Source organism: Brevibacillus sp. LEMMJ03, assembly GCF_007197875.1.
Lineage (GTDB): Bacteria > Bacillota > Bacilli > Brevibacillales > Brevibacillaceae > Brevibacillus > Brevibacillus thermoruber.
Window position 1 is genome coordinate 1 of the sequence record NZ_VKJN01000008.1, and the last position, 25290, is coordinate 25290.

28 protein-coding genes and 1 pseudogene are annotated in these 25290 nt (G+C 57.0%); 8 read left to right on the top strand and 21 right to left on the bottom strand.

Going from position 1 to position 25290, the window contains the following annotated elements:
• The 5 genes from FOI68_RS23780 to FOI68_RS11525 form a co-directional block, all read left to right on the top strand.
• Window positions 1-217: hypothetical protein (locus FOI68_RS23780; protein WP_221935119.1), on the top strand; the 217-nt coding region annotated here is incomplete at its 5' end.
• 603 nt (window positions 218-820) lie between these two features.
• The gene (locus tag FOI68_RS11510; protein WP_143863271.1) at window positions 821-1264 is read left to right on the top strand and encodes a hypothetical protein; all 444 of its coding nucleotides are present in this window, start codon (window positions 821-823) and stop codon (window positions 1262-1264) included.
• A 22-nt stretch (window positions 1265-1286) separates the two neighbouring features.
• On the top strand, window positions 1287-1646 hold the full coding sequence (locus tag FOI68_RS11515) for a DUF1878 family protein (protein WP_143863272.1): 360 nt from the start codon (window positions 1287-1289) through the stop codon (window positions 1644-1646).
• Window positions 1647-2267: 621 nt separating this feature from the next.
• On the top strand, window positions 2268-2744 hold the full coding sequence (locus FOI68_RS11520; protein WP_143863273.1) for an ImmA/IrrE family metallo-endopeptidase: 477 nt from the start codon (window positions 2268-2270) through the stop codon (window positions 2742-2744).
• A 119-nt stretch (window positions 2745-2863) separates the two neighbouring features.
• Window positions 2864-4507 (top strand): recombinase family protein, encoded by a 1644-nt coding sequence (locus FOI68_RS11525; RefSeq protein WP_255433443.1) that lies wholly within the window; start codon window positions 2864-2866, stop codon window positions 4505-4507.
• Here the strand turns inward: FOI68_RS11525 and FOI68_RS11530 are convergent.
• From FOI68_RS11530 to FOI68_RS11610, 17 genes and pseudogenes are all read right to left on the bottom strand, one after another.
• Window positions 4455-5519 (bottom strand): annotated as a pseudogene (locus tag FOI68_RS11530) (YifB family Mg chelatase-like AAA ATPase); the annotation flags it as partial. The gene FOI68_RS11525 and the pseudogene FOI68_RS11530 sit on opposite strands and share 53 nt — an antisense overlap.
• Window positions 5520-5770: 251 nt before the next feature.
• Entirely contained in the window at window positions 5771-6130 is a 360-nt protein-coding gene (locus FOI68_RS11535) for a YraN family protein (RefSeq protein ID WP_143863275.1), read from the bottom strand.
• Window positions 6127-6420, bottom strand: a complete 294-nt coding sequence (locus FOI68_RS11540) for an EscU/YscU/HrcU family type III secretion system export apparatus switch protein (RefSeq protein WP_029100193.1) — start codon at window positions 6418-6420, stop codon at window positions 6127-6129. Before FOI68_RS11540 ends, FOI68_RS11535 begins: the two co-directional genes overlap by 4 nt.
• Window positions 6417-8399, bottom strand: coding sequence for a hypothetical protein (locus FOI68_RS11545; RefSeq protein ID WP_143863276.1), 1983 nt, complete (start codon window positions 8397-8399; stop codon window positions 6417-6419). The genes FOI68_RS11540 and FOI68_RS11545 overlap by 4 nt, the downstream gene beginning before the upstream one ends.
• Window positions 8400-8438: 39 nt before the next feature.
• Complete coding sequence (locus FOI68_RS11550) at window positions 8439-9215, bottom strand: ribonuclease HII (protein WP_029100191.1); 777 nt, start codon at window positions 9213-9215, stop codon at window positions 8439-8441.
• 92 nt (window positions 9216-9307) lie between these two features.
• Window positions 9308-10198 (bottom strand): ribosome biogenesis GTPase YlqF, encoded by an 891-nt coding sequence (gene ylqF, locus FOI68_RS11555; protein ID WP_029100190.1) that lies wholly within the window; start codon window positions 10196-10198, stop codon window positions 9308-9310.
• A 40-nt stretch (window positions 10199-10238) separates the two neighbouring features.
• Window positions 10239-10796 carry a signal peptidase I gene (gene lepB, locus FOI68_RS11560; protein WP_029100189.1) on the bottom strand — a complete coding sequence of 186 codons (558 nt, stop codon included), beginning with the start codon at window positions 10794-10796 and terminating at the stop codon, window positions 10239-10241.
• A 129-nt stretch (window positions 10797-10925) separates the two neighbouring features.
• A complete protein-coding gene (rplS, locus tag FOI68_RS11565; RefSeq protein ID WP_029100188.1) occupies window positions 10926-11273 on the bottom strand; it encodes a 50S ribosomal protein L19 in 348 nt (115 codons plus the stop codon).
• A 147-nt stretch (window positions 11274-11420) separates the two neighbouring features.
• Complete coding sequence (gene trmD, locus FOI68_RS11570; protein WP_029100187.1) at window positions 11421-12173, bottom strand: tRNA (guanosine(37)-N1)-methyltransferase TrmD; 753 nt, start codon at window positions 12171-12173, stop codon at window positions 11421-11423.
• Window positions 12174-12186: 13 nt separating this feature from the next.
• On the bottom strand, window positions 12187-12705 hold the full coding sequence (rimM, locus tag FOI68_RS11575) for a ribosome maturation factor RimM (protein ID WP_029100186.1): 519 nt from the start codon (window positions 12703-12705) through the stop codon (window positions 12187-12189).
• Window positions 12706-12749: 44 nt separating this feature from the next.
• Window positions 12750-13166, bottom strand: a complete 417-nt coding sequence (locus FOI68_RS11580) for a YlqD family protein (RefSeq protein ID WP_029100185.1) — start codon at window positions 13164-13166, stop codon at window positions 12750-12752.
• Window positions 13167-13230: 64 nt separating this feature from the next.
• Complete coding sequence (locus FOI68_RS11585) at window positions 13231-13458, bottom strand: KH domain-containing protein (protein WP_029100184.1); 228 nt, start codon at window positions 13456-13458, stop codon at window positions 13231-13233.
• Between the two features lie 23 nt (window positions 13459-13481).
• Window positions 13482-13754 carry a 30S ribosomal protein S16 gene (gene rpsP / locus FOI68_RS11590; protein ID WP_029100183.1) on the bottom strand — a complete coding sequence of 91 codons (273 nt, stop codon included), beginning with the start codon at window positions 13752-13754 and terminating at the stop codon, window positions 13482-13484.
• A gap of 114 nt (window positions 13755-13868) precedes the next feature.
• Window positions 13869-15278, bottom strand: coding sequence for a signal recognition particle protein (ffh, locus tag FOI68_RS11595; RefSeq protein ID WP_029100182.1), 1410 nt, complete (start codon window positions 15276-15278; stop codon window positions 13869-13871).
• 10 nt (window positions 15279-15288) lie between these two features.
• Window positions 15289-15627, bottom strand: coding sequence for a putative DNA-binding protein (locus FOI68_RS11600; RefSeq protein WP_029100181.1), 339 nt, complete (start codon window positions 15625-15627; stop codon window positions 15289-15291).
• 119 nt (window positions 15628-15746) lie between these two features.
• Entirely contained in the window at window positions 15747-16511 is a 765-nt protein-coding gene (locus tag FOI68_RS11605; protein ID WP_029100180.1) for an anti-sigma factor domain-containing protein, read from the bottom strand.
• Window positions 16504-17091: a sigma-70 family RNA polymerase sigma factor gene (locus tag FOI68_RS11610; RefSeq protein ID WP_029100179.1), complete on the bottom strand. Its 588-nt coding sequence runs from the start codon at window positions 17089-17091 to the stop codon at window positions 16504-16506. Before FOI68_RS11610 ends, FOI68_RS11605 begins: the two co-directional genes overlap by 8 nt.
• A gap of 199 nt (window positions 17092-17290) precedes the next feature.
• Between FOI68_RS11610 and FOI68_RS11615 the strand changes: the two genes are divergently transcribed.
• From FOI68_RS11615 to FOI68_RS11625, 3 genes are read left to right on the top strand one after another with little or no spacing between them, the layout of a single operon-like run.
• Window positions 17291-18445, top strand: a complete 1155-nt coding sequence (locus tag FOI68_RS11615; RefSeq protein WP_044899101.1) for a COG1470 family protein — start codon at window positions 17291-17293, stop codon at window positions 18443-18445.
• 3 nt (window positions 18446-18448) lie between these two features.
• Window positions 18449-19399 carry an ABC transporter ATP-binding protein gene (locus FOI68_RS11620; RefSeq protein WP_143863277.1) on the top strand — a complete coding sequence of 317 codons (951 nt, stop codon included), beginning with the start codon at window positions 18449-18451 and terminating at the stop codon, window positions 19397-19399.
• Entirely contained in the window at window positions 19386-20372 is a 987-nt protein-coding gene (locus FOI68_RS11625) for an ABC transporter permease (RefSeq protein ID WP_143863278.1), read from the top strand. The genes FOI68_RS11620 and FOI68_RS11625 overlap by 14 nt, the downstream gene beginning before the upstream one ends.
• Before the next feature lie 47 nt (window positions 20373-20419).
• Here the strand turns inward: FOI68_RS11625 and FOI68_RS11630 are convergent, their stop codons facing one another.
• The 4 genes from FOI68_RS11630 to ftsY form a co-directional block, all read right to left on the bottom strand.
• Window positions 20420-21505, bottom strand: coding sequence for a Ger(x)C family spore germination protein (locus FOI68_RS11630; RefSeq protein WP_185973929.1), 1086 nt, complete (start codon window positions 21503-21505; stop codon window positions 20420-20422).
• A complete protein-coding gene (locus tag FOI68_RS11635) occupies window positions 21489-22622 on the bottom strand; it encodes a GerAB/ArcD/ProY family transporter (protein ID WP_052660282.1) in 1134 nt (377 codons plus the stop codon). The genes FOI68_RS11630 and FOI68_RS11635 overlap by 17 nt, the downstream gene beginning before the upstream one ends.
• On the bottom strand, window positions 22619-24124 hold the full coding sequence (locus tag FOI68_RS11640; RefSeq protein ID WP_255433445.1) for a spore germination protein: 1506 nt from the start codon (window positions 24122-24124) through the stop codon (window positions 22619-22621). Before FOI68_RS11640 ends, FOI68_RS11635 begins: the two co-directional genes overlap by 4 nt.
• Window positions 24125-24283: 159 nt before the next feature.
• Window positions 24284-25285 (bottom strand): signal recognition particle-docking protein FtsY, encoded by a 1002-nt coding sequence (gene ftsY, locus FOI68_RS11645; protein WP_029100172.1) that lies wholly within the window; start codon window positions 25283-25285, stop codon window positions 24284-24286.
• Window positions 25286-25290: the final 5 nt, after the last annotated feature.

Below are 25290 nucleotides of genomic sequence, written 5' to 3' on the forward strand. Positions count from 1 at the left end.
GCCGAATTTGCCCTGGATAACCTTGGGCTTTGATCTCATCAAACAAAACGACAGCATTGAAGCAGCCTTCTTCCATTATCGCTTTGATATAGGGTTTAAATGGATCGAGAATGCTTGTTTTTTTAACAGATCGTTGGTATTTCGTAGGCTCACCCTTTTTCAGCCACTTACGAATCGTTTTTTCGATCCCTCCCTAATGAATCAGCAATTTGTTTGATATTCATTCCTCTTTGTCTCATGTCTTTGATCAAGTAGAACTCCCCATTCTTAAGCATATTTTCTCTCCTCCAGGGAGAGATTTTCTGCCGAAAGTGGGGAATTTTCAAGTGCCGTTATTGAGGATTTTAACAGTGCCGTTCACAGATGTACACACGGCGACACATGTCGGGCAAAGCTCGTCATATTACGGATTAGAATAGACCAATTTTTGGTACACAAAAAGTCGGCTGACTGCTCAAAGGTAACCACATGAAGTAACCAAACAGTTATAATATCCACTTCATACGTGACCACAAGAGTGGAGAAAATGGACTGGGTTTCTAATCCCACACGCTCTGTCGGGATGACCTGGATAGGCAACTGCAAGTAACCAGGTTTATCAATCGTTGTGGCGTGGAGCGAATACATTACAGGTTTCAGGATGGCAACCAGCGCAGCGTGCTATCCAAAACGTCTAGATTATGGAGCGGTATTACAAACTCGATTTTGGAGTTACCAGACAGGCTACGGATTAACTATTTTTAGGGGGAATCTATTGCAAAAAATATAATAAATTAGTATAATCAGTATATGGAAAATATTTTCAAAGGAGGATAATGATATGCTTAGAAAGACCATTGCCCCTATTGTATCTATGGCTGTATTGGGAGTCTCTTTAATTGTACCTTCCTCTGCTTACGCATCTGGAAGTAGTGTAATTCAAACAAAACCGATTTCCGTCTCTACTACAGGAAATATCCAACAGAAAGTAGAGGCTCAGTGGAGAGCAAAGGTTACTAAAGAAGCTATTAGAAAACTTGCTGATTTGATAGACAGCGACTACATTGATAATATTATTGCTGAACTCCCAAAAGGTAAGTATAAAAAGGTTCTTTTAGAAAGTCGCTCTTACATTGTTGAAGAGCTTCATGAATTGGCTCGTCTAGGAGATCAAGTAGAGGAAAGGGTACGAGATGTAATTGTACAGGCAATTATGAGCAATACGTCGGCTTCTAGCTCTGTAGCCAATACAATTGCTAATATCATAGTATTCTTATTCTTGTAAAGGAAAGGATTTAGGATACATCATGAAACACGAATCGTTAGAAGAGAAAGTTGAACGCCTAGAGATGTATATTGATTTATTGCGTCAGATTGCGATTGATGCGGATGAATATTGCCTTTGGGACTGGGTTATTTCACGAGGCTTATCAGTAGATCAGTTCAATAACCTGAAGCAAATTTTAAAGCATCATGTTCAAGTCCTCATGCTCGCTGAAAAAGAGGAAAAAGTGGATATTCCAACGTTTGCCGAATTGTCAGCAAAATTAATAAATATATTGCATACGGAAGATCGTCCAGCTGACACTAAGACTGTGATAGACGTTCTCAAACGAGCTATAAAAATGCCTGCGTATAGCAGGTTACAACACTATCTTTCACAATAAAAAGGTATCTTTACAACATACGAAGAGGGAGGGAGACAAGCTCCCAACCTCTTACGTTAGCCGGACCTCTTACTGTGGCAGAGTAAGGAATCCTTTACTTTTGTGAGCCAATCCCCGAAGACATTTATCTCTGAGCATTAACCTATATAAAACTATTCAAACAAACATTCGTTGTAAACGCCGACATATTTGACCTACCCGGTGATTTTTTGTGGATAGGTGGAAGGGGGATACGGGGTTTCCAGTCCTCATCTTCTCACGAAGTCGGTAACTCTTCCCCCTAACATTGACTGATTAGGAATGGGGTAGAGCTAATCCTTGATATTCCATCAAATATTGGATCGTCCCTATCAGTTCCCCCATACACCGAAATCTTGTTGCTGGTTCTCGTGCCGTTTATAAGAGAGTTTTATTTCCACAAACTTCTCAATTTGAAAACTTTCTTTTCCGTGATCTTTTTCCCATCGGTAACTCCACTATAGCAAACCTCCTTAGCTCCCCTTATTCAAGCAACAGACAAGATCTAGAAAAATTTTACACAAAATAGTATAATGCGAATAGTTCAATTCAACTACTTTTGATTTTATCACGAACATAGATTCTCAATCGAGGTGAAGGATTTTGAAACTCACGTATTCCCCTACTCCTCTGGAATCATGGGTCTCGCGATTCTACCTATCCCTCGGTATTCGCGAGCCCATTGATCTAGTTGAGTCCCGAATCGCGAAAGCCTTAAACATCTTTCTTGTGTATAAGGACGTCCCCTCAATGTCGTACGAATTTGGACGTTTCAGGAGCATCACCATAGACAAAAGGCTTCCCGCCAAAATTCAACGGGAACGTTTTTACCATGAGCTTTGTCATATCCTCCGTCACGCTGGACGACAAATCATGATGCCTAAAGCGTTTCGAGAGCTTCAAGAGTGGGATGCGAGGAATTTCACACGGTATGCTGCGTTGCCTTTACATATGCTTACAGCTATTGATGTTAAGCAGCCGGGAATTATAGAAGTATTATCGGACCGGTTTATGGTGACTCCGGAGTTGTGTGCGGAAAGATTGAGACGGGTCAAAGAAAAAATTTATAATTCAGCTTGAAAAGTTATCCCGGGTAAATGTTGCCAGAGATTTTTTGACCAATTCCCCCAGCAGGGGAATTCATTTAGATAGCAAAATCGAACATATATTCTCACACTTAATGAAACAAGGAGATAACTATGTTGAACCGATTAGTCGTTTATGCGAGGGTATCGTCAGACGACCAAGCAGAACGCGGTACAATCGAAAACCAGTTAGAGTTCGCACGAAAGTATGCTGACCTCCACCAACTTGAAATCGTGAAGTGGTACAAGGATGACGGGGTAACAGGTACCATTCCCCTGGATGCTCGAGCTGCGGGGCGAGAACTTCTTGAGGACGCTAAGAACGGCCAGATCGATCTCCTCCTCATCTATCGGCTTGACCGATTGGGCAGATCAGCGCGTATCATTTTGAACGCCGTACATGAATTAGAAGGCTACGGTGTAAAAATCCGTTCCATGACCGAACCCTTTGACACTGGTGACCCTTCTGGCCGCTTCCTCCTCACTATCTTGGCCGGTGTTGCTGACCTGGAAAGAGAAACGATCCTGGAACGTATGTGGTATGGTGCTAACCGAGCAGCACGTACTGGGAAGTGGCTTGGAGGCATTGTTCCCTATGGTTATCGGGTTAACCATGAAGGGTTTTTGGAGATTAACGAAGATCCCCTCCCCCACTCCGATATGAGCGAAGCCGGAGTAGTCCGGTTAATCTTTCACATGCTTGCGAACCAAGGACTCTCCTGCATCAAGGTTGCCGATTACCTAAACGCCCTGGGTGTTCCGACTTCATATACAAAAGATGATCGGAAAGTAACACGCGGCAAACGTAAGGAGAAAACCTCAGGTATCTGGCGGCCAGCACGAATCCGCAACATCATTATCAATACCACCTACAAAGGGATTCACCAGTACGGGAAACGAAGTAATAAGAAACGTGAAATTATTGAGCGTGAAGTTCCGGCCATTGTTAATGTGGAAACATGGGAGAAAGCTCAGCAGGTACTAAAGAATAACCGCCTTGAAGCTCTCCGTAATGCAAAAAATCGCTATCTGCTGCGTGGACTGATGAAATGTCAATGCTGTGGTTTAACTTATGTAGGCATTAACTATCCAGGGAGTAAAAGAGCTTTGAGGGGCTATTATGTTTGCACGGGAAAACAGGCATATCGGGGGCCGCTGCGGGGAAAGTGCCCATCAAAGAACATCCCCCAAGATTGGATAGAGGATCTGGTATGGAACGATTGCCTTACCTTTATCCATTATCCTGGAGAAGCTCTTAAAGAGATTGCGGCAACGATGGAAACCAAACAAGCAGAAAAACACGATCTGGAGTCCGAACTTGCCGTCATCCGGAAAGCAATCGATGACAAGGACATTGAGCGGCAGAGCATTCTCGATCTCTTCCGCAAAAACATCATCACCTTTTCAGACTTGGAAAAACAGATTCAGAAAATCAACCAGGAAAAGGCGTTCCTGGAGCAACGGCTGCGTGATATACAGGGTTCATTGCAAGCTGACCAGGATTACGCCACGAAAACAACGAACGCGATTCAACTACTCCACGAGTTACGGGACAAGCTGAATGACAAACCTTCGTTTGAACTAAAACGCGAGATTGTCAAAACGCTTGTCCAATCCATCCAGGTCCATACCATCTACGAGGAGCATACCAAACGACCGCGTGCATCCGTTACCATTAAATATTCCTTTTCCAATGATGTTATTCACACGGACACGGATTCATCGATCCCACCAGAAGGAAGCGGGCGGGAAACGTAAACACCTGTCTCGACCGCCCGATCGTCACCACGCCCGCTTCCAACGGCTGTCTGAGCACCTCCAGCACGTGGCGGGAGAACTCCGGCAGCTCGTCCAGGAACAAAATGCCGCCGTGAGCTAGACTGCACTCTCCAGGGCGCGGAATCTGTCCGCCTCCCCCGATCAGGGCGGCAGCCGTGATCGTATGGTGCGGCGAGCGGAATGGCCGCTCGCGGATCAGACCGCTGTTCCGCGTCAACTGGCCGGCGATGCTGTAGATCTTGGTCACGTCGTACGACTCGTCCGTGGTCATGTCCGGCATGATGGAGGGCAGACAGGTGGCAAGCATGGTCTTGCCGGAGCCGGGAGGGCCGACCAGCAGCACGTTATGAAATCCGGCGGCCGCCACTTCCAACCCTCGTTTTACAAACGTCTGCCCGCAGACATGGGCGAAGTCCGAATGGTTCATCTGCGCCTGCACGGACCTTTTTTGAGGGTCGCGGCGAGATTCGGCGGCAGGCGGCTCCAATCCCCGCGTCCAGTACCCGATGGCGGCAGCCAGATTGGGGGCCGGAAGCACGCAGATGTCCACCAGGCGCGCTTCCGCGGCGTTTTCCTCCGGCAGGATCACATGGGTAAACCCCTGCTTCCTGGCTTCCAGCAAGATGGGCAGCACGCCGGAAACCGGGCGCAGCGCCCCGTCCAGCGCCAGTTCGCCGAGCACCAGCACGGCTTCCGGGCGCGGCGGTATTTGTTTGGAGGCCTGCAAAATGCCGATCGCGATGGCCAGGTCAAACCCCGACCCCTCCTTGCGCAGGTCGGCCGGAGCCAGATTGACCGTAATCCGCTGCATCGGATAATCAAACCCGCCATTGCGCAGCGCCGCTCTCACCCGGTCGCGCGCTTCCTTCACGGCTGAGCCGCCCAACCCGACCAGATCGAACTGGGGCAATCCGTTGGCGATGTCCGTTTCCACCGCAACCAGCATCCCGTCGATACCGTAGACGGTACCGGCAAAACTGCGTGCATACATATGGCTTCCCCCCGACTACATCTCCCGTTCCTTACCTCAACCGTACGAAAAGACAGCATCCTGCCGCAAGAAAATCGGCGGGAAACACCGTGCCGTGCACAAAAAAACGCCTTCCAGCGCAAGCCGGAAGGCCAAGTGATGGTGCTTGGAGGAGTTTCATCGCGTCGAGTACACTACATTCTACGCCGCCCAACAGGCATCTGCTGTAGACATATCCCCAGTGGGCGGCCGATTTGGCGCCCGTTTTTGCGTTAAAAGGCGTTGACGATGTGTTCGATTTCCGGCGATTGGTCCGGGCGGCAGCAGATCGCCACAACGTCAAAGCGAAAACGGGGCACCGGTTTAGCGCGATTCTGCAGGTACGCGAGGGCCAGTTCCCGCAATTTTCGCTGCTTTCGCCACGTAACCGACTCGGCCGCCGTGCCGTACGCCGTGCCCGTCCGCGTTCGCACCTCCACGAATACGAGAACATCACCGTCCCGGGCGATCAGGTCGATTTCTCCCTGCCGCGTGCGCACATTCCGTTCCAGGACGCGGTACCCTTTTTGCTGCAAAAACAGTTCGGCCATCTGTTCGCCGCGCTGCCCCAGCGCGCGCCGTCCGCGGCTCATCGCTTGTTTCGCCCTCCCTTGTCGAGGCGGTAGACAAACGCAAGCACTTCCGCCACCACCTGGTACAGCTCGGGCGGGATCTGCTGGTTGAGGTCCAATTTGCCCAACACCTCCACCAGCGACGGGTCCTCCTGAACAGGGATGCCGTTTTCCTTTGCGGTTTTCAGGATGTTTTCCGCCACATATCCTTTTCCTTTGGCCACGACGACGGGCGCTTCCATCGTTTTGGCCTGGTAGCGGAGGGCGACCGCCTGTTTGCGCTTCACATTCGCATCGGAGGCGTTGTTCATACGCGAATGTCCACTCCCTTGTAATCGGCCAGGAACCCGGTTCTGCTTCCCGTGGCGGCAGCCGCCGCCTGGGGCTGGCTGTCCGGAATTCCCTGCACCCGGAGTCCGGACAATTGGTATCCCGCTTCATGGAGCTGGCGGGCAAATCCCTCTTTCATTTCCTGGGCCAGCGCCTCCACCCACGGCGTGTTGTTGAAGAGCTGGACGCTGACGATCCGGTTGACGATGGCCACGTCGACCATCGTCGTGCCGAGCTCGTTCAGTTCGAGATGGAAAAACAGGCGGCAGTTCTCCGGGTCCAGTTCGCCTCCCCCGCGCTTCTTGGCTTCAATCTGCACATACGCCGTCTCATCCCCCTGCTGCGTGCGGATGGGAATCTGCATGACCACCTGCGACAGCGTCTGACTGGAGGGCTGCACCAGCATCAACTGCTGTCCGGTGATGTGCTGAAGCAGCGCGTCCGCCGTGTCGCGAAGCGCGGCGGGAACGGCGTTGGCCGTCTCTTGGGAAAGCTGCAGCAGCAGCGCTTTCACGCTGTCCAACTGCCGCTGGGCAGCGGCATCCATCCCGTGGGCCAGCGCACGGCTCATCAGATCCCGCTCGTGCCCAAGCCCCAAGCGCTGAAACAGCTCCTGAATCGGATGGCCATGCGCAGAAGCCGCCTGTGCATGAGCCGCTGCATTTGCCCCGGTCGTACCGCCGGCTGCCGGAGACGGAACAGACAAGTGGCTGCTTCCAGCTGCCTGATTGGTCGAGGCCGGATTTGCCACACTCGTTGCGCCGTTGACCGTCGTCGCTGCAGCGGTGTTCGGCGTTCCCGTACCGTGCGGACCGGACGTGGCTGCCTGAGGCGTCTGCCCCCCGTTACGGGTTGACGCTGAATCAGCAGCGGTTCCTCCAACGGGCAGACCGCTGCTGCCTGCAAGCGGAACGCCTTGCTGTCGGCCATTCGGCGCCAGCGCCTCCCCCATCTTCGCTGTCCCGCTGCCCAAAGGGGTGGCCCCGGTTAAGGTACCGTCTGAAGCAGCCGTCATCCCCTGCCGAGGAGCATCCATTCCGTTTGACCCGCTGCTGCCGGTGGCCGCGGTCATCGCATGGGGAGACGTTTCCAGCCGAAGGGCACCCGCCGCTGCGGAGGACGGAAGCGGTGCTTGCGCCTTTCCGTTTGTCCCGGCCGCATTCGCTGTCCCTGCGGAAGGCTGACCGTTTTCGCCATGGGACATCCGGTCGTCCGTTCCCTGGTGATCGGGCAGCAGCACCGCCAAACCGGCCACCGCCTGTTTTAACTGGCCGACCAGGGTGAGGAGCGGAGCGGCAGCGGGTGCCGAAGGGGACGTTGCGAAGGACGCGGCAGCCGATCCGTTTCGGCTGGCCTGTCCTCCCGCACGCTCCCCGTGCGTCTGCAAAAACTGCTCCGCCTGCTGCAAAAATGCCTGAATCGCCTGACTGATCGGCTGTTTCGACAAAAAGGTACGCAGCCCGGCCACGACGTCAGGCGTCAGCGGCAGGTTTCGTTTTGCCGCGAGAAGAAAAGCGTCGACGGTCTCCTTGCTCATGCCCAGGCGCTGCGCGATGGCGGCAAACGCCTGCACCGTCTCGCGGGTAACCGGCAGCCTGGCCTGCACCAGCTCCTGCACGATCGCCCTGTTCTCCTTCGTGTCGTTGAGGCCCAGGGAGCGGATCAGCCCTTCCAGCGACGCGTCCGCCGCTCCTCCGTCCCGCGTCGTGCCCAGCACTTTCAGCGTTACCACTCCGGCAGACGGCTGTACCTGCAGCCACGCTTTATGTCCCGCTTCCAGATTGGCCTCCAGCCTGGCCTGGACCTGCATGCCGCCGATCTGGACCAACGCCATGCTGTCGGGGTACGTTCTCAGCACGGTGCCGGTAAAGACCTGGCCCGGCGTGAGCTCGACCGGCTTGGGCGCGGAGACGTTGGCGCGTTGAACGAGCGACTGTACTAATTGCGAGGGGGAAAACATGGGAAACCTCCTCCTTTGTAACCCGGACGGGAACGCTTCTCAGGCCCGCTCCTTCACCCCTGTAAACGTCCGCCGGTGAATCGGCGACGGGCCGTACCGCTGAAGGGCGGCCAGGTGTTCCGCCGTCCCGTAGCCGGCATTTTTGTCAAAGCCGTATTGGGGATACTGTACGGCGTATTCCGCCATCAGCCGGTCGCGCGTCACCTTGGCGACGACCGAGGCGGCGGCGATGGAGACGCTCTTGCCGTCCCCGCCGATGATCGGCAGTTGTTTGCAGGGCAGATCGGGAAGCTGTACGGCATCGATCAGGCATACGTCCGGTTCGATCGCCGCATCCTGGATCGCCAACCGCATCGCTTCGCGCGTCGCCTCCAGGATGTTGATCTCGTCGATCCGCTCGGCGGACACGATTCCGATGCCGACTGCCAGCGCGTCCCGTCTGATGACTTCATAAAATCCTTCCCGTACCGATGCGGGCAATTTCTTCGAATCGTTCAGCCCCGGCAGGTAAAAATCGGCCGGCAGGCAGACGGCACAGGCGACGACCGGGCCTGCCAGCGGGCCGCGGCCCACTTCGTCGATCCCGAAGAGATGCACGTGGCCTTCCTCCCGCAGGGCGCGCTCCACCTGCGTCATCGCTTCCCACTGTTCCGCCAGCCTGGCCTGCCGGGCCATTGCGCCCTCGAGCTGGCGCGCCAATTCCTGTACGCCTTTTCGGCTGTCCTGCCGCAACCATTGTAAAAAATCTTTGGGGATCTCGTCCATTTTTTCGATGAGCTCCCGTATTTCCTTTATCGACAGTTCCGCGAGATTCATTGACGGCTTTCTCCTTATGTATCCAAAATGTGTCCGCCTGAACGGAAAAACCCGCCTATCCGGCGTGGATAGACAGGTTTTCCCGATCTCCTTCAGGACAGAGAGGGCGGCTTTCCGATCGGCTCCTCCATCTCCCAATCGGCGGGGCGCTCCAGGGAGACAGGCCCCAGCTTACCCGAGCGCAGGTCGCGCAGGAACAGCTCGGCCGCCTTGTCGTAGTCGATCTCTCCGCGGGATGCCAGGCATCCCCGCTTTTTCCCGATCTCCTCCAGCATCTCCACCCGGTCGCTCGGGAGCGTTTGCAGTTTGAACCGCTCCTGCAGCCGCTCCGGGTAGTAATGCATCATGTAGCTGATGGCGAACAGGGCCACGTCGGTAAAATCGATCAGCTCGTCCTTGATCGCCCCGCTCGCCGCCAGCCGCAGTCCCACCATTTGATCTTCAAACTTGGGCCAGAGGATGCCGGGGGTATCCAACAACTCGAGCGTGTCGCCCATTTTCACCCACTGCTGGGCTTTCGTCACCGCAGGACGGTCTCCCGTCTGCGCCACGGAACGCTTCGCCAGCCGGTTGATCAGGGACGACTTGCCGACGTTGGGGATGCCGAGGATCATGATCCGCACGGCGCGGGCCTGCATGCCCTTCTCGGCCCGCTTGGCCAGCATCTCGCCCGCCAGTTCCCGGCACATCTCCGGCAGTTTGCCCACACCTTTCCCGCTCAGCGCGTCAATCGGCAGGGTGCGGATGCCCTGTTCGCGAAAGTAGCTGATCCACTCGTCCGTCACCTGGCTGTCGGCCAGATCGGCCTTGTTGAGCAGGATCAGCCGGGGCTTTCCGCTGATGATCTCGTCAATCATCGGGTTGCGGCTGGAAAGCGGGAGACGGGCGTCCAGCAGTTCGATCACCACGTCAATCTGCTTCAGTTTCTCCGTAACTTGTCTGCGGGCCTTTGCCATGTGGCCAGGGAACCACTGAATCGTCATGATGTCTCACCTGCCTCGGGTGTGTGATAAAGGGAGGTCGTCAGCGGGCCAGGCGGATCTGGGAGAGCGGCCAGAAGACGAATTCCGCCCGTCCCACGACCCTGTCCAGGCTGATCGGGCCGATCGCCCGGCTGTCGTGGCTGTTCAGGCGGTTGTCCCCAAGCACGAAAATCTCGCCTTCTCCCACTTGGATCGGTCCAAAATCGTTGGTCAGCGGAACGCCCAGTTTCGCCGCCTCTTCCCGGTTTTTGGCCAGGTACGGCTCGTCCACCGGCTTCCCGTTGATCAGCAGTTGGTCGTTGCGCACCTCCACCGTGTCTCCCGCGACCGCGATGACCCGCTTGATGTAATCGCGGCTTTCTTCGGCGTGAAACACGATGATGTCGCCGCGCTTCGGCTGCGTCAGGTGGTAGACCGCCTTGTTGACCACCAGTTTTTCGTTGTTATGTAACGTCGATTCCATGGATTCGCCTTCGACGATGAACGGGGCGAACAGGAAGGTACGGATGAGAAATGCTAACGCGATGGCTATGCCGAGCGCCTTGATCCATTCCCACGTCTCGTTTTTGGCGCGGCTGGAGGTAACTTCTTCGCTCATGGGTCCGATCCTCCCGCATTGTGCCTTGGTGGACGCCCGGTTCAGGGAACGCGTCCGTGTTTGGATGGAATAATGGGAAAAAGAGGCCTGGCAAGCAGACCAGACCCCCTTTGTATGCAAAACATGCGATTATTTGCGAATTTCCTTGATGCGGGCTGCTTTCCCCACGCGATCGCGCAGGTAGTACAGCTTCGCGCGACGAACTTTACCGCGGCGCACAACCTCGATCTTGTCGATCTTCGGCGTGTGCAGCGGGAACGTACGCTCAACGCCTACGCCGTAAGAAACCTTACGAACGGTGAACGTTTCGCTTACACCCGTGCCGCGACGACGGATCACAACGCCTTCAAACAGCTGAATACGCTCGCGCTGACCCTCGATAACCTTTACGTGAACACGAACCGTGTCACCAGGCCGGAACGCAGGAATGTCCTGTTTCATTTGCTCTTTTTCCAATTCACGGATCACTTGGTTCATCCTCAATTCCCTCCTTCCGCTCAGACGTTCTTACCCGTCCTCACAAGACTCAGCTTCGCGCTGAGATCCGGGTAGCGGACCGCCTTAGTCAGCGGGCAAAATTGCCACAAGAAGTATATTAACACACCGGACATGAATCCACAAGAGCTATTCCGGTCCGGAACCCGAATTTTTTTCCTCTTCCTCCAGCTCGGCCAGAAGTGCTTTCCACTCATCGGGCAGCTCGATCTTTTCCAGCAGATCAGGCCTGCGCTCCCTGGTCCTGCGCAGCGATTCCTTCAGCCGCCAGCGCTCGATATTGGCGTGGTGGCCGGAGAGCAGGATGTCCGGCACCTTCCACCCGCGAAACTCCGCCGGACGGGTGTAGTGCGGATACTCCAGCAGCCCGGTGGTAAACGAATCCTTCTCCGCGGACGCCTGATTGCCCAGCGCCCCCGGCTGCAGCCGGACGATGCTGTCGATCACCACCATCGCCGCGAGCTCGCCGCCGGTCAGCACGTAGTCGCCGATCGAGATTTCGTCCGTGACGAGGTATTGGCGGATGCGTTCGTCGTATCCTTCGTAGTGGCCGCAGATGAAGACGAGATGCTCCTCCCGGGCCAGCTCCTCAGCCAGCTTTTGGTTGTACGGCCGGCCCTGGGGACACATCAGGATCACCCGCGGCTTCACGTCGCCGGCCACGGACTCCACGGCGCGAAAGATCGGCTCCGGCTTCAGCACCATGCCGCCTCCCCCGCCGTAGGGCGTATCGTCAACGGTGCCGTGCTTGCTTTCGGAGTAATCGCGAAAGTTGATCACCTGAAACCGGACGATGCCCTTCTCCTGCGCTTTCCCCAGGATGCTGCTGTTGAGGACGCCGTCAAACATCTCGGGGAAGAGCGTCAAAATGTCGATTTTCACGATCCGTCCCCCTTCACAGCAGGCCTTCCATCAGGTGGCAGACGACCCGCTTGCCGGCGATGTCCACTTCCTTGATGCAGTCGTCGATAAACGGCAGCAGAATTTCGCCGCGCTTTCCTTTTACCACCCACACATCGTTCGCGCCAGGCTGCAGCACGTCGACGATCCTGCCCAGTTCTTCCCCCTCGTCGGTGAATACCTGGCAGCCGACCAACTGGTGGATGTAATACTCGTCCTCCTCCAGCTCCATCAGCGCTTCTTCGGGAATCTTCAGCTCGCCGCCCTTGAACTTTTCCACGTCGTTGATTGACGGGTAGCCCTGGAAGCTGATGAGTTCAAACCCCTTGTGGGAACGGCGGGAGGCCACCTTCAGCTTCAGCGGCTCCGCCAGCGACGGATGAAACAGAAACAGTTCGCTCCCTTTGCGGAAGCGCTCGTCGGGGAAGTCGGTGGTCGAAATCACCTTGACCTCCCCCCGCAGCCCGTGGGTGTTGACCAGTTTTCCCACGGTGTAGTAACGCGTTTGGCTCACGCGCCTTCTCCTCCTTTCGTGGGGATGATGTACGGGCGCATCGACTATTCGCGGGGCGTTTGCCGAATCTCGTGAATCCGTCCGTCCTTTACCATGATTTCCGTTCCGGACATGATTTCATCCCACACATCTCCGACGCGAATCTGGACGGGACTCTGCACGGTCGCATATTCAATCTCGCTGCCCTCCGGCAGGTTTTCCGCCTGCCGCAGTTGAAACTGGAGCTGCTCCAGCTTTTCCTTGCGCTGCCGTTCCTCCCGGGCGATCCGCTCCTGCACCAACTGCAGCGCCTCGGGCGACCGCTTGCGGGCGTCCGCGAGCAGTTTTTTGGCCTGAAACTGCCACTGCTCCCACTCTTCCTGCCGCCGCCGGATCTGTTGGCGGTACTGTTCCACCAATGCGGCGCGGGAGGCTTCCGTCATGATCACCTTCACCTGAACCGTACGCAAAATGGTAAGCACGTCCGTCACTCCTCTCGAAGGCCGCCTGCATCAAAAAAGACTGGGACAGCTCCCAGCCTTTTTCTCAGACAATCTCAACCGTGACCCGCTTATCCGTATGGACGGAGGCGGCGATCACGACGGAGCGCAGCGCCTTGGCAATTCGTCCCTGTCTGCCGATGATCTTCCCCATGTCATCGGGGTGCACCGACAGTTCGTAGACGAGTGTGCGCTCTTTTTCCACAGCGTTTACACGAACGTCATCAGGATGATCGACGAGAGCCTTTGCGATCGTTTCGACCAGTGCTTTCATCATCGGACCTCCGGATGACCGGCTTACTTGCCGAATTTCGTTTCGTGTACTTTCGCCAGAACGCCTGCTTTGGACAGCAGGTTGCGAACCGTGTCAGTCGGAGCTGCACCGTTCAGGATCCATTTCACCGCTTTTTCGGTATCGATCTTCACCACAGCCGGTTGTGCAACCGGGTTGTAGTAACCGATTTCCTCGATGAAACGGCCGTCGCGCGGAGAACGGGAGTCAGCCACTACTACGCGGTAGAACGGCGCTTTCTTGGAACCCATGCGCTTCAGACGGATTTTTACTGCCATGCTGTTTCACCTCCTGTATGGATCAACGCAACGGTCAACTCGTCGCGTTGGCATCTCTTTTATCTGAACCATCGCGTCACCTGCCGGAGCAGGGCGCGAAGAGATCATACGAGATCACTTGAACGGGGGCTTGAAGTTGAACGGGAAGTTCATGCCTCCCGGATTGCCGCCGCCCTTGCCCAGAAAAGGAAGGCCAAAGCCTTTTTTCTTCGCCTTCTTTTTCATCTTGTCGGCCACGCCGGTGAACTGTTTCATCATCTTCTTCATTTCTTCAAACTGCTTGATGAACCGGTTCACTTCCTGGATCGACGTGCCGCTTCCGGCCGCGATCCGCTTGCGCCGGCTGGCGTTCAGCAGCTCGGGGTTGGCCCTCTCCGCTTTCGTCATCGACTTGACGATCGCTTCGACGCGGGCAATCTGCTTTTCGTCCACCTTGAGCTGGCCCTTCATCTTGTTCATGCCCGGCAGCATGCCGAGAATGTCTTCAAACGGGCCCAGGTTGCGCAGCTGCTGCATGGATTCGAGAAACATGTCAAAGGTGAACTCCCCTTGACGCATCTGCTTCTCCATTTCCCGCGCCTTTTCTTCGTCAACCGCCGCCTGCGCCTTTTCGATCAGGCTGAGCACGTCGCCCATCCCGAGAATGCGCGACGCCATCCGGTCCGGATGGAACGGCTCCAGCGCGTCCAGCTTTTCGCCCATCGCCGCAAACTTGATCGGCTTGCCGGTGACGGCCTTGACGGACAACGCGGCACCGCCGCGCGTGTCGCCGTCCAGCTTGGTGAGTACCACGCCTGTCAGCTCGAGCTGGCTGTTGAAGCTTTCCGCCACGTTGACGGCGTCCTGACCGGTCATCGCGTCGACGACGAGCAGAATCTCATCCGGTTTGGCCACGTCACGAACCTGCTTCAGCTCTTCCATCAGCGCTTCGTCGATGTGGAGCCGGCCGGCGGTATCGATCAGCACGTAGTCGAGATGGTTCTCTTTGGCGTGCTCAATCGCTTGTCTGGCGATCTCCACCGGACTGACCTGGTCGCCGAGGGAGAAAACCGGAACGTTCAACTGTTCGCCCAGCACCTGCAGCTGCTTGATCGCCGCCGGACGGTAGATGTCCGCCGCCACCAGGAGCGGTTTGCGGTTCTGCTTTTGCAGATACTTGGCCAGTTTTCCGGTCGTGGTCGTCTTACCGGCACCCTGCAGCCCCGCCATCATCACGACGGTCGGCGGCCGGTTGGCAACGGCCAACTGGGCGACGTGTCCGCCCATCAGTTCGATCAGCTCTTCGTTGACGATCTTGATGACCATCTGGCCGGGCGTCAGGCTTTTCAGCACCTCTTGCCCGACGGCGCGCTCCTTGACGCGCGCGATAAAGTCTTTGACGACTTTAAAGTTGACGTCGGCTTCCAGCAGGGCCAGACGAACTTCGCGCATCGCTTCGTTGACGACGGTTTCGTCGATCTTGCCTCTGCCGCGCAGTTTGTCAAACGCGTTCTGCAGCCGACTGGTCAAGTTTTCAAATGCCATGCGAGCCCTCCTAATCCATCTCCGACAGTTGGTGGAGCAAAGCTTGCAGTTCCTCTCTTGCCTCGCTGTCCGCGAGCTCTTCCACGATCCGCCCGATGCGTTCCAAGAGAGCCTGGCGCTGTTCGTGCTTGGCGGCCAACAGCAGTTTTTCCTCGTACTCAAACAACTGCCGCTCCGCCCGCTTGATGTGGTCGTACACCGCCTGTCTGCTCACTTCGTGCATCTCGGCAATTTCTCCCAGCGACAAATCATCCAGATAGTACAGCTCCAGATATTCCCGCTGCTTGCCTTTCAAGAGCGGCGCGTAAAAGTCGAACAAGAGATTTACCTGATTGGTCTTCTCCAGCATGAAACCAATCCTTTGCTGAGAGGTACTCGATTATGTCCTGTAAAGTGATTCTCCTTTACAGCACGATAACTATACTACCCAATTCTCCATGCACTGTCAAGGTTTTTTATTGACACAGTTTACGGACGAATGTTCACGAACATCGCCTCCGGACCGGTGGGGGAAAAACTGCCCCCTTTCGGTTCGATGCTGACGGCGATGTTCTTGACCCGGCGAATGTCTCCGTCGTGGACATACAAGTGCGCCATCCGTCCCTTCCATTGTAACACACCTGCGTTTGCCCTGCTGTCTCCGATGATGAACCAGACCTGATAATCCTTCTCTTCCAGCGGGTCCAGTCCTTCCGCCAGGATCAGCAGCTCGTTGGACATGTCGTTGATCCAGACGTATCCCCTGACGTTGGTCCGCATCACGGGCACCGCTTGATGCAGCACCGTTTTGGGGTCGTTGACGATCCGGTTCTGCCTGAGGAACAGGGACGTGGCGGGTTCACCGTGGAAGACGGGGGCCGGCTCCGCCCGGTCCATGACGTCTCCTCGCAGCGGGACCAGAGCCAGGGCCGCCAGCAGGACGCAGGCCGCCGCCGAGGACAGGACCGCCGCACGACGCCGCCGCGGCCGCCGGCTGCGCGCATCGATGGAGCGAAGCAGCCGCGTTTTCAGACGGGGTGAAGGCTCCGTTCTCCGCGCAGGCGCATGAAGTTCAGCGGGTTCTCCGGCTCCGCCGCTTCCGTCCAGAATCGCCGACCACTCGCGGTGCAGAGCCGAACAGCGGGAACAGCGATGCAGATGCCGCGCCAGTTCCTCGCTGCGCCCGGCGGAGAGTTTGCCGAGAACCAGGTCAATCACGTCTTCTTCGTTTACGCCGCAATGCTTGTCACTCACGCTTATCGCCTCCCTTGCCGCTTCCGTACCATCCCGTCTCCGCCAACTGCTTGCGCAGGTTGTGCAGTCCGTAGCGAATCAGCGACTTGACCGTTCCGATCGGCCGGGCCATGATGTCCGCCAGTTCCCGATGGGTTTTCGCCTGAAAATAGGCCCCGTAGACCGCCTGCCGCTGCGGCTCGGGAATCCCGTTCAGCACGTTCCGCACCGTTTCCCGTTCCAGCTTTGCCAACACCGTTTCTTCCACCGAGTCGCCCTGCAGCGGGTGGGGGTCCGCCGCCTGTTCCCGCTGCTGTTTGGCCTGGGTCCTGCGCAGGCGGTCCATGCAGCGCGACTTGGTCTTTACCGCGAGCCACGCCTCGACACTTCCCCGCTGCCGGTCGTACTGCGCCGCCGTCCGGTAGGCTTCGAGAAAAATGTCGTGACACAAGTCCTCTGCCTCCATCGGATCGTGCAGCATCCGCAGGGCGACGCGGTAGACGAAAGCGGCGTACCGTTCGTAAAAGGCTTCAAACGCCGCCCGCGAGCCGCGTCCCATTTCCCTGAGCAGGCGCTCCCCTTCCAGGTTCTGTTCCGACACGCCCTTCCTCCCCCTTTGCCGATGCCTCTTTCCCAATTTTCTTGTAACAAAAAAGGCGCGAATGCGCAATTGGGATCAGCACCATTCCCGCTGTTCGGGACCTCCCGAAAATTTTTTGGACGCCGACAAATCCAACCGCGCATGCTTCCGCGTATACGGGGTGAAACCAACTATCAACGATAAAGGGGGAATTGACATCATGAAGCGCAAGTGGAACCGGCAGTGGGCGCTGGGACTGGCGCTGGCCCTCGGTCTCGCCGCAGCCGCCTCTGCCCGGGCCGACGCCGCGGGAGCGTTGAGCCTGTACACGCCGTATCCCGCCATCACAGTGACGCCGGGTGAGTCCATCCAGTACAACGTCGATCTGATCAACAACGGAAGCGCCATCGAAAGCGCGGAGCTTGAGGTGGAACATCTGCCGGCCAAGTGGGAATCGGAAATCACCGCCGACGGGTGGAGCGTGCAGACGATCGCCGTCAAGCCCAAGGATTCCCGCTCCGTCACCCTGCAGGTGGACGTCCCGCTCGACGTGAACAAGGGGACCTACCGCTTCGAGCTGAGCGCCAAGGGGAAAGCGGTCCTGCCGCTGACCGTCACCGTCTCGCAGCAGGGCTCGTTCAAGACGGAGCTGACCAGCGAGCAGCCAAACATGGAAGGACCGGCGGACTCCCAGTTTCAATACAGCGCCACCCTGCGCAACCGGACTGCGCAAAAGCAGCTCTACTCCCTGACGGCGCAAGCGCCGGAAGGTTGGGACGTGCAGTTCAAGGCGGACGGCAAGGCGGTCACGTCTGTGCAGGTGGACGCCAACGGCTCGAAGGACATCGACGTCGAAATCCGTCCGCCGAAAAAAGTGAAATCGGGATCGTACAAAATCCCGGTGAAGGCGGCCACCTCCTCCACCTCCGCCCAATTGGAGCTGGAAGCGGTGATTACAGGCACCTACGGCCTGGAAGTCAGCACCCCGACCGGCGTGTTAAGCACGGACGTCACCGCCGGCGGCACGCGGACGCTGCAGTTGAAGGTGACCAACACCGGGACGGCCGATCTGCGCAACGTGGAACTCTCCGCAAGCACGCCCGTCAACTGGGAGGTGACCTTTGAACCGAAGCGGATCGACAAACTGGCAGCGGGACAGAAGGCGGACGTGACCGCCACGATCAAGGCAGACAGCAAGGCAATCGCCGGAGACTACGTCGTCAATGTCAGCGCCACCGCGCCGGAGGCCTCCGCGGATGCGGAGTTTCGCGTCGCCGTCGAAACGTCGGTGCTGTGGGGCTGGTTGGGCGTACTGGTAATCCTCGCCGTCGCGGGTGGTGTCACCTACCTGTTCCGCACCTACGGGAGGCGGTAACACATGGCGGAAGACGTCATTACACTGTCTGCCCTGACGAAAGAGTACGGCGGGTTCAAAGCGGTTGACAACTTGACCCTGACCATCCGCCGCGGCGAAATCTTCGGCCTGTTGGGGCCGAACGGCGCGGGAAAATCGACGACGATCCTGATGATGCTGGGGTTGACGGAACCCACGTCGGGCACCGTCCGGGTGGCGGGCCACGACCCGACGCGCGACCCGCTGGCCGTCAAGCGAAAAGTGGGGTACCTGCCGGACGACGTGGGCTTCTACGACGACATGAGCGGCCTGGAAAACCTGCTCTACACGGCGCGGCTGAACGGCATTCCCGACGAGACGGGAAAAGAGCGGGCGCTCCGGTTGCTGGAGCGCGTCGGCCTGAGCGAACACGGCCACAAACGGGCGGGAACGTTTTCCCGGGGGATGAGGCAGCGGCTGGGGCTGGCCGACGTCCTGATGAAACAGCCCGAAGTGATCATCCTCGACGAGCCGACGCTGGGCCTTGACCCGGAGGGCGTCCGCGACTTTCTGCACCTGATCCAGCGGCTGAGCAGAGACGAGGGGATTACCGTCCTGCTCTCCTCCCACCATCTGCACCAGGTGCAGCAAATCTGCGACCGCGTCGGCCTGTTCGTGGCGGGCAGACTGCTGGCGGAAGGCAACCTGGCCCAACTGTCGGCCCAACTGTTTGCCGACGAGCCGATCCTGATCGAAGCCGATGTGCGGCCGGCCAGCGAGGAACTGGTGGAGCAGTTGGCTAGGCTGGAACCGGTGATTCGCGTCGAGCGTCGGCAGGACGGGACGCTGCTCCTCTCCTGCAGGACGGACGCGGCCCCCGAGATCGCCCGGCTGGCCGTCGAATCCGGCGCCGCTCTCCACCGCCTGAACACCAAAGCGTACGGGCTGGACGAAATCTATCATCGCTATTTCGAAGGGGGGGATGTCCGTGTTTGACCGGTTTGTTCGTCCCCGCGCGGAATCTCTCCACCCGTTTTGGGTGATGGTGCACAAGGAGATGGCCGACCACCTGCGAAGCTGGCGCTTTGTCATCCTGGTGTCGATTCTGGTCCTGACCTGCATCGGGTCGCTGTACACCGCCCTGTCGACGATCCGGGAGGCGGTGCCCAAACAGGACGGCGGCGCATCCTTCCTGTTTTTGAAGCTGTTCACGATCTCGGACGGCACGCTGCCGCCGTTTATCACCTTTGTCAGCTTCCTCGGCCCGCTGTTGGGAATCGGGATGGGCTTTGACGCCATCAGTTCGGAGCGCAACAAAGGCACGCTGAGCCGGCTGTTGTCCCAGCCGCTGCACCGCGATACCGTGATCAACGCCAAATTTGTCGCGGCGCTCATCGTCATCAGCGTCCTGCTGTTTGCCCTGGGATTCCTCGTCATGGGGCTTGGACTGATCGCCATCGGCATTCCGCCCACGCCGGAAGAACTGGGGCGCATGGTCTTCTTCCTGGCGCTGAGCGTGCTGTACGTGGCCTTTTGGCTGAGCGTGAGCATCCTGTTTTCCACCCGCTTTCGCCAGGCGGCCACGTCCGCGCTGGCGGGGATTGCCGTCTGGCTGTTCTTCAGCGTCTTTTTTCCGCTGCTGGTCAACCTGACGGCCGCTGCCACCGCACCGGCTGCGCAGACGCCGGAGAACGTGCTGTCCCATCAGCAGTTTGTCCTGAACCTCTCCCGCCTGTCGCCGAGCCAGTTGTTCAGCGAGGCCACCACGACGATGCTGACGCCATCCGTCCGCAGCCTGGGGCCGCTGACGATGGAACAAATTTACGGAGCGATTCCCAGTCCGCTTCCGTTCGGCCAAAGCCTGCTTCTGGTCTGGCCGCAGGTAACGGGACTGCTTGCGGCTACAGCCGTTTGTTTTGCCGCCTCGTACGTTCTGTTCATGCGGCAGGAGGTTCGCAGCCGCAACTAACAGGCAAGAAGCCCTTGCTGCTGCCGACAGGCCATGCAAGGGCTTCGTCATCTTTTCATCTTCAGCAATCCCAGACTTTCCAGCTGCAAATGCACGTCCACATGGACAGGCATGGTGGGCCACGCCGCTTTCCACGCTTCCTCAGTGTACGGCTGCGAAAAGGGGCCCAGGGTGCGCTCTCCGATCCGCAGCGGGTCAATCCTCAACTGCTGCAGCTTTTTCACAAGAAGGGCGGCCTTCTGTTCCAGAACCGCTTCCAACTCCCTCGTCAACTGCTGCGCCGCTTCCGGTTGGCTCAGGTCCCGCTCGCCCTGGTATTCTTCCACCCTCCCGGTTCCTTCGATGTAAATCTTCACATCGCCTGTAGGTTGTACCGTCACCTTCGTTTCCGTGTGCAGCGACCCCAGCGTAACTCCTCGTTCCGGCAGGGGCAGCGACTTTTGAAATCGCGTCGGTCGGTTGAGGATTTGGAACAGGGTATCGTCCAGCGCCGTGATTTCGCCCACCATTTTGCCGTCGCGAAACAGCGCCGTTCCTTCATAGATCAAATCGGTTCCGTTTGCGGTGAACAGCGGCATCTGCGGATCTGCATAAGGAGAAAAATACGCTTCCATAAACCGGTGCAGATTGGTCACCGTGATTTCCCCCTGCCGCTCATAGTGAGCCAGCATCTTGTACAGATAAAAATCGATCATTTCCTGCTGTTTTTCGACCTGCTGGTTCAAGTACGCGAGAAAATCTCCTTCCACGACGATCAGATACAGGCGGTCGGAGATTTCGGGATCAAGCATCATGGTGTTGACAATGGGCAGGAGGTCTTCCTGGGCGAGACTTTTGGAAATAAAGAGCATGCGCAGCTGCCCGCTTTTCATCTCGCGGTAGTACTTCTGGTTCAGTTGGATTCGTCCTTCCTTCATCAGCCTGACGTTTGCCGTGATCATCCGTTTCTTTTCCTCGCGCAGAGGCGGGATCAAGGTTGCCTGCTCCAGGTGTTTGTCCGCGCCCCGGTCGACATACAGCAGGATTGTCGGCGAGATTTCTTCAATGATGCTGCTTTTCACCGGCCATGAGCCGCAGCCGGACAGCATCAGCAGCATCGGGACGATCATCAGGCTGTTACTGCGCTTTTTCACTTTTTCGCCTCCTGGATTGCATGGCATGCAGCACAAGAAACAGGGCGGGAGTCAATGCAAAGGATGCCCCGCCGACAACCATCTGCAGTTGTTCCCACATGCGTCTTTGGATTTCCGATGTCCACAGCCAGCGATCGACAATCAACAGATACCCTCCCACCGCCAAAAACACCATGAACAACCCTCCCGCATGCGGCGGCTTGCGGATTCGCTTCAGCAGAATGCGAAGGGCCCCGTATACATAAAGCATCAGCAGCGCGATCACCAGGACAACGGGGGCCATGTAAGCGGGCACCACGATCATTTCCACGCGTTCAAAAAAAGGAAGCTGGATGTAACGAATCAGTTGGATCAGCGCAATATCAACGGTTTTCAAATAGGGAGAACCGAAAAACAGCAGCGAAACGAAAAAGAAATACACGTATTCGAAGAGTGACACAACGTGCCCCGCCAGGAAGTATTTGGTCAGCGGCTTTCCCCCTGTCCACGGCCCCAACACAACGAAATATTCCGGCCCGGCAAACGCCGCCCATACGAACAGCAGGGATTCGAGCCAGTGGGAGGGCCACTGCAGCGGGATGATCGGATACAGATGGGAATAGTTCGCTTCCGGCGGCAACAAAAAATACCCGTACAGGACGAGGATCCAGGCGGACATCAGAAAGGCGATCACGCCAAAACGAAGCACCGTCCACATCCCGTGTTTCGCCAAATAATATCCGGCGAACATCATCAGAACGATGAACGTCCCGGTATTGACGGAGGGAAACAGGATCTGGTGCACGATGCCGACATACCCTTTCACGACAATCGTCAATTTCAGCAGCATGATGACCAGGCAGGGGACCATCAACACGCGCATCCACACGCTCCCCACGAACGGCCGCCATCCTTCCGTTTCATGCTGCTGGTAACTGGCTTCCAGGCCCTTTCCGATTACCCACAGGTTGAGAAGAGCCAAACATCCGGCAAGCAAAATGATCCAGACCATATACGGTTGAACCAGCACGTTCGGCAGGATCAGCATGAAGTAGCCGACTTGCATCCTGTTCACCAAAACAGCCCACATCCATGGCTGAAGCGGCTTGTCATGGGCAAACAACGAACTGCTCTTCATCGGATCTCCTTTTTCATTCTCGATTTCGCCACCGGTCGCAGGTGCGCAGGCCGCTGTTTCATCATCTTCAACGGCAGCCGAACGATCGTATCCTTCCAATCTCGCCAATACATCGGGGTAAGGGGAGCAAAATACGGCTGCTTCAAGGACGTGAGCCCGGTTAAATGGATAAGCACCCACACCATTCCGAAAATGATTCCCCACATCCCCAGCCAGGCGGCAAGGATGAGCAGGGCGAACTGGATCAATTTGCTGGAATTCGTCATCAGGTAATTCGGCACCAGAAACGACGCGATGGCGGAGACGGCAATGTGGATGATCAAAATATTGCTCGCGACATTCGCTTCGACGGCAGCCTGACCGACGACAATTCCCCCGACAATCCCGAGCGTCTGGCCGGACTTGGTGGGCATCCGCAAGCTGGCCTCCTTCAGAATCTCGAGGGTGAGCAGCATGAACATGGCCTCCCAGATCGGGGTAAAGGGAATCTCGCTCCTCGACTCCATGAGCAGGTACAGCACTTCCAGCGGAATCGAATAGTAATGGTGCGTGGTCAGCGCCACATACACCGGCGTCAGGACGATGGCAAACAAAAAGGCAAAGAAACGAAGGGACCGCAAGAAGCTGCTGACCATCCAGCGGTGGATGTAATCCTCGGGAGACTGAAACAAATCAAAAAACGTAACGGGGGCAATCAGCGCAAACGGCGTATTGGCGACCAGCCAGACAATTTTTCCGCTGGCCAGTGCGGCGGCTACCGCGTCCGGCCTGTCCGTCTGCTGAAACTGCGGAAAAACGCTTCCCATGTGATCCTCCAAAAACGCACTGACATGCGACGAGTCAAAAAATACATCGAAATCAATGTTCGATGTCTTTTCAAATGCGAGCCGGATGTTTTCCGGATTGGCAATTCCCTCGATGTATAGCAGCGCGACGTTTGTTTTGCTCAACGTTCCCAGGGTAAACAAACAGTACTTCAGTTCCGGCACGGGCAAACGCCTGCGGATCATGGTCAGATTGTGATCCAACTGCTCGCTCAGGCTGTCCTTGGGTCCGTAGACGATGGCTTCCTGCTCCGAGCTTTCAATGGAACGGCTGATGGTGCTGGGAATATGCACGGCAAATACCTGCCCCTCGCCAAACACGATGACGGCGCCCTGCAGGGTTTGTTCAATCGCCTTTTCGAGATTCGGAACCGGCTTGACCTGATCGGAAATGATGGCGCGGCTTGCGCAGTCGTAATCCCCGTGTACCAGCGGGAGCAGAATCCCCTCCCGCAACTGGTCCGCATCGATCAGGGAGCGAACGTAAAACAGCGTGACAGCCTGGGCATTCACCTGCAATTCTTTCACACAGGCATCATGAACGTGGCAGAACCGTTTCTGAAGCTCTTCAACCGACAGGGACGAATCGGTCCGGGTCTGTTCGTCCCCGTGTGCAGGTTCGTCTTTGTCATGAAACGCCGAAAACATGTCAGGGAACAGCCTTCGAAGAATGTTCATGTGACACACCGCCTTTTCGTTCACCCTAAATAGGGAGTATTTCCTTCGAGGGTGACAGGCATACAAACGGATGGGGGGGCACTTCCGGTTCACCCCATACGAAAAAAACCTGTATCACTGTGAAAGCGATACAGGTTTCCTGTCCTTATCAACACCTTGTTACTGCTGCTCCTCCGCGGTCTCCTGCGCAATCAGCCCGGCAAACAGCGCGTGCACAAACTGCTCAGGGTCAAACGGCTGCAGGTCGTCCATCTTTTCCCCGAGGCCGACGTATTTGACGGGGATGTTCAGTTCGTTGCGGATGGCGATGACGATCCCGCCTTTGGCCGTCCCGTCCAGCTTGGTCAGCACAATGCCCGTCACGCCGGCCGCCTGGCCGAACGTCTTGGCCTGGGAGAGCGCGTTTTGCCCCGTCGTCGCGTCCAGCACGAGCAGCACCTCATGCGGGGCTCCCGGCAGTTCCCGCTGCACGACGCGGTGCACCTTGCTCAGCTCTTCCATCAGGTTGACCTTGTTCTGCAGGCGTCCCGCCGTGTCGCACAGGAGCACGTCCACGCCGCGCGACTTGGCCGCCTGGACGGCGTCGTAGATGACGGCCGCGGGGTCTGCTCCCTGCTGGTGCTTGATCACATCCACACCGACGCGCTCCCCCCACACCTCGAGCTGTTCGATCGCGGCCGCCCGGAACGTGTCCCCTGCCGCCAGCAGCACCTTTTTCCCCTGCTGTTTGAACATGTGCGCCATCTTGCCGATCGTGGTCGTCTTGCCCACGCCGTTGACGCCGACGAACAGGATGACGTTCAGCCGCCCGTCCTGCACGTTCAAGCCGGCGTCCCGGCTCTGGTCGTTTTTCAGCAGGGCGACCAGCTTTTCCGACAGGATCGGCTGCAGATCCATGGCGTTCTCGATTTTTTGCTTGCGCACCTCGTCGCGCAGTTCGTCAATCAGCTCCATCACGGTGTTGACGCCGACGTCGGCCGTGATCAGGATCTCTTCCAGTTCGTCAAAGAAATCGTCGTCGATTTTTTTGTACCGGCGAACCAGATCTTCCACCTTTTCCACCAGCAGATCCCTGGTTTTGGCCAGACCTTCGGTAAATTTTTGCGTAACCGCCTCCGACTTTTGCACGATGGCGTCACGCAGACGCTTGAAAAAGCTCATGGTCA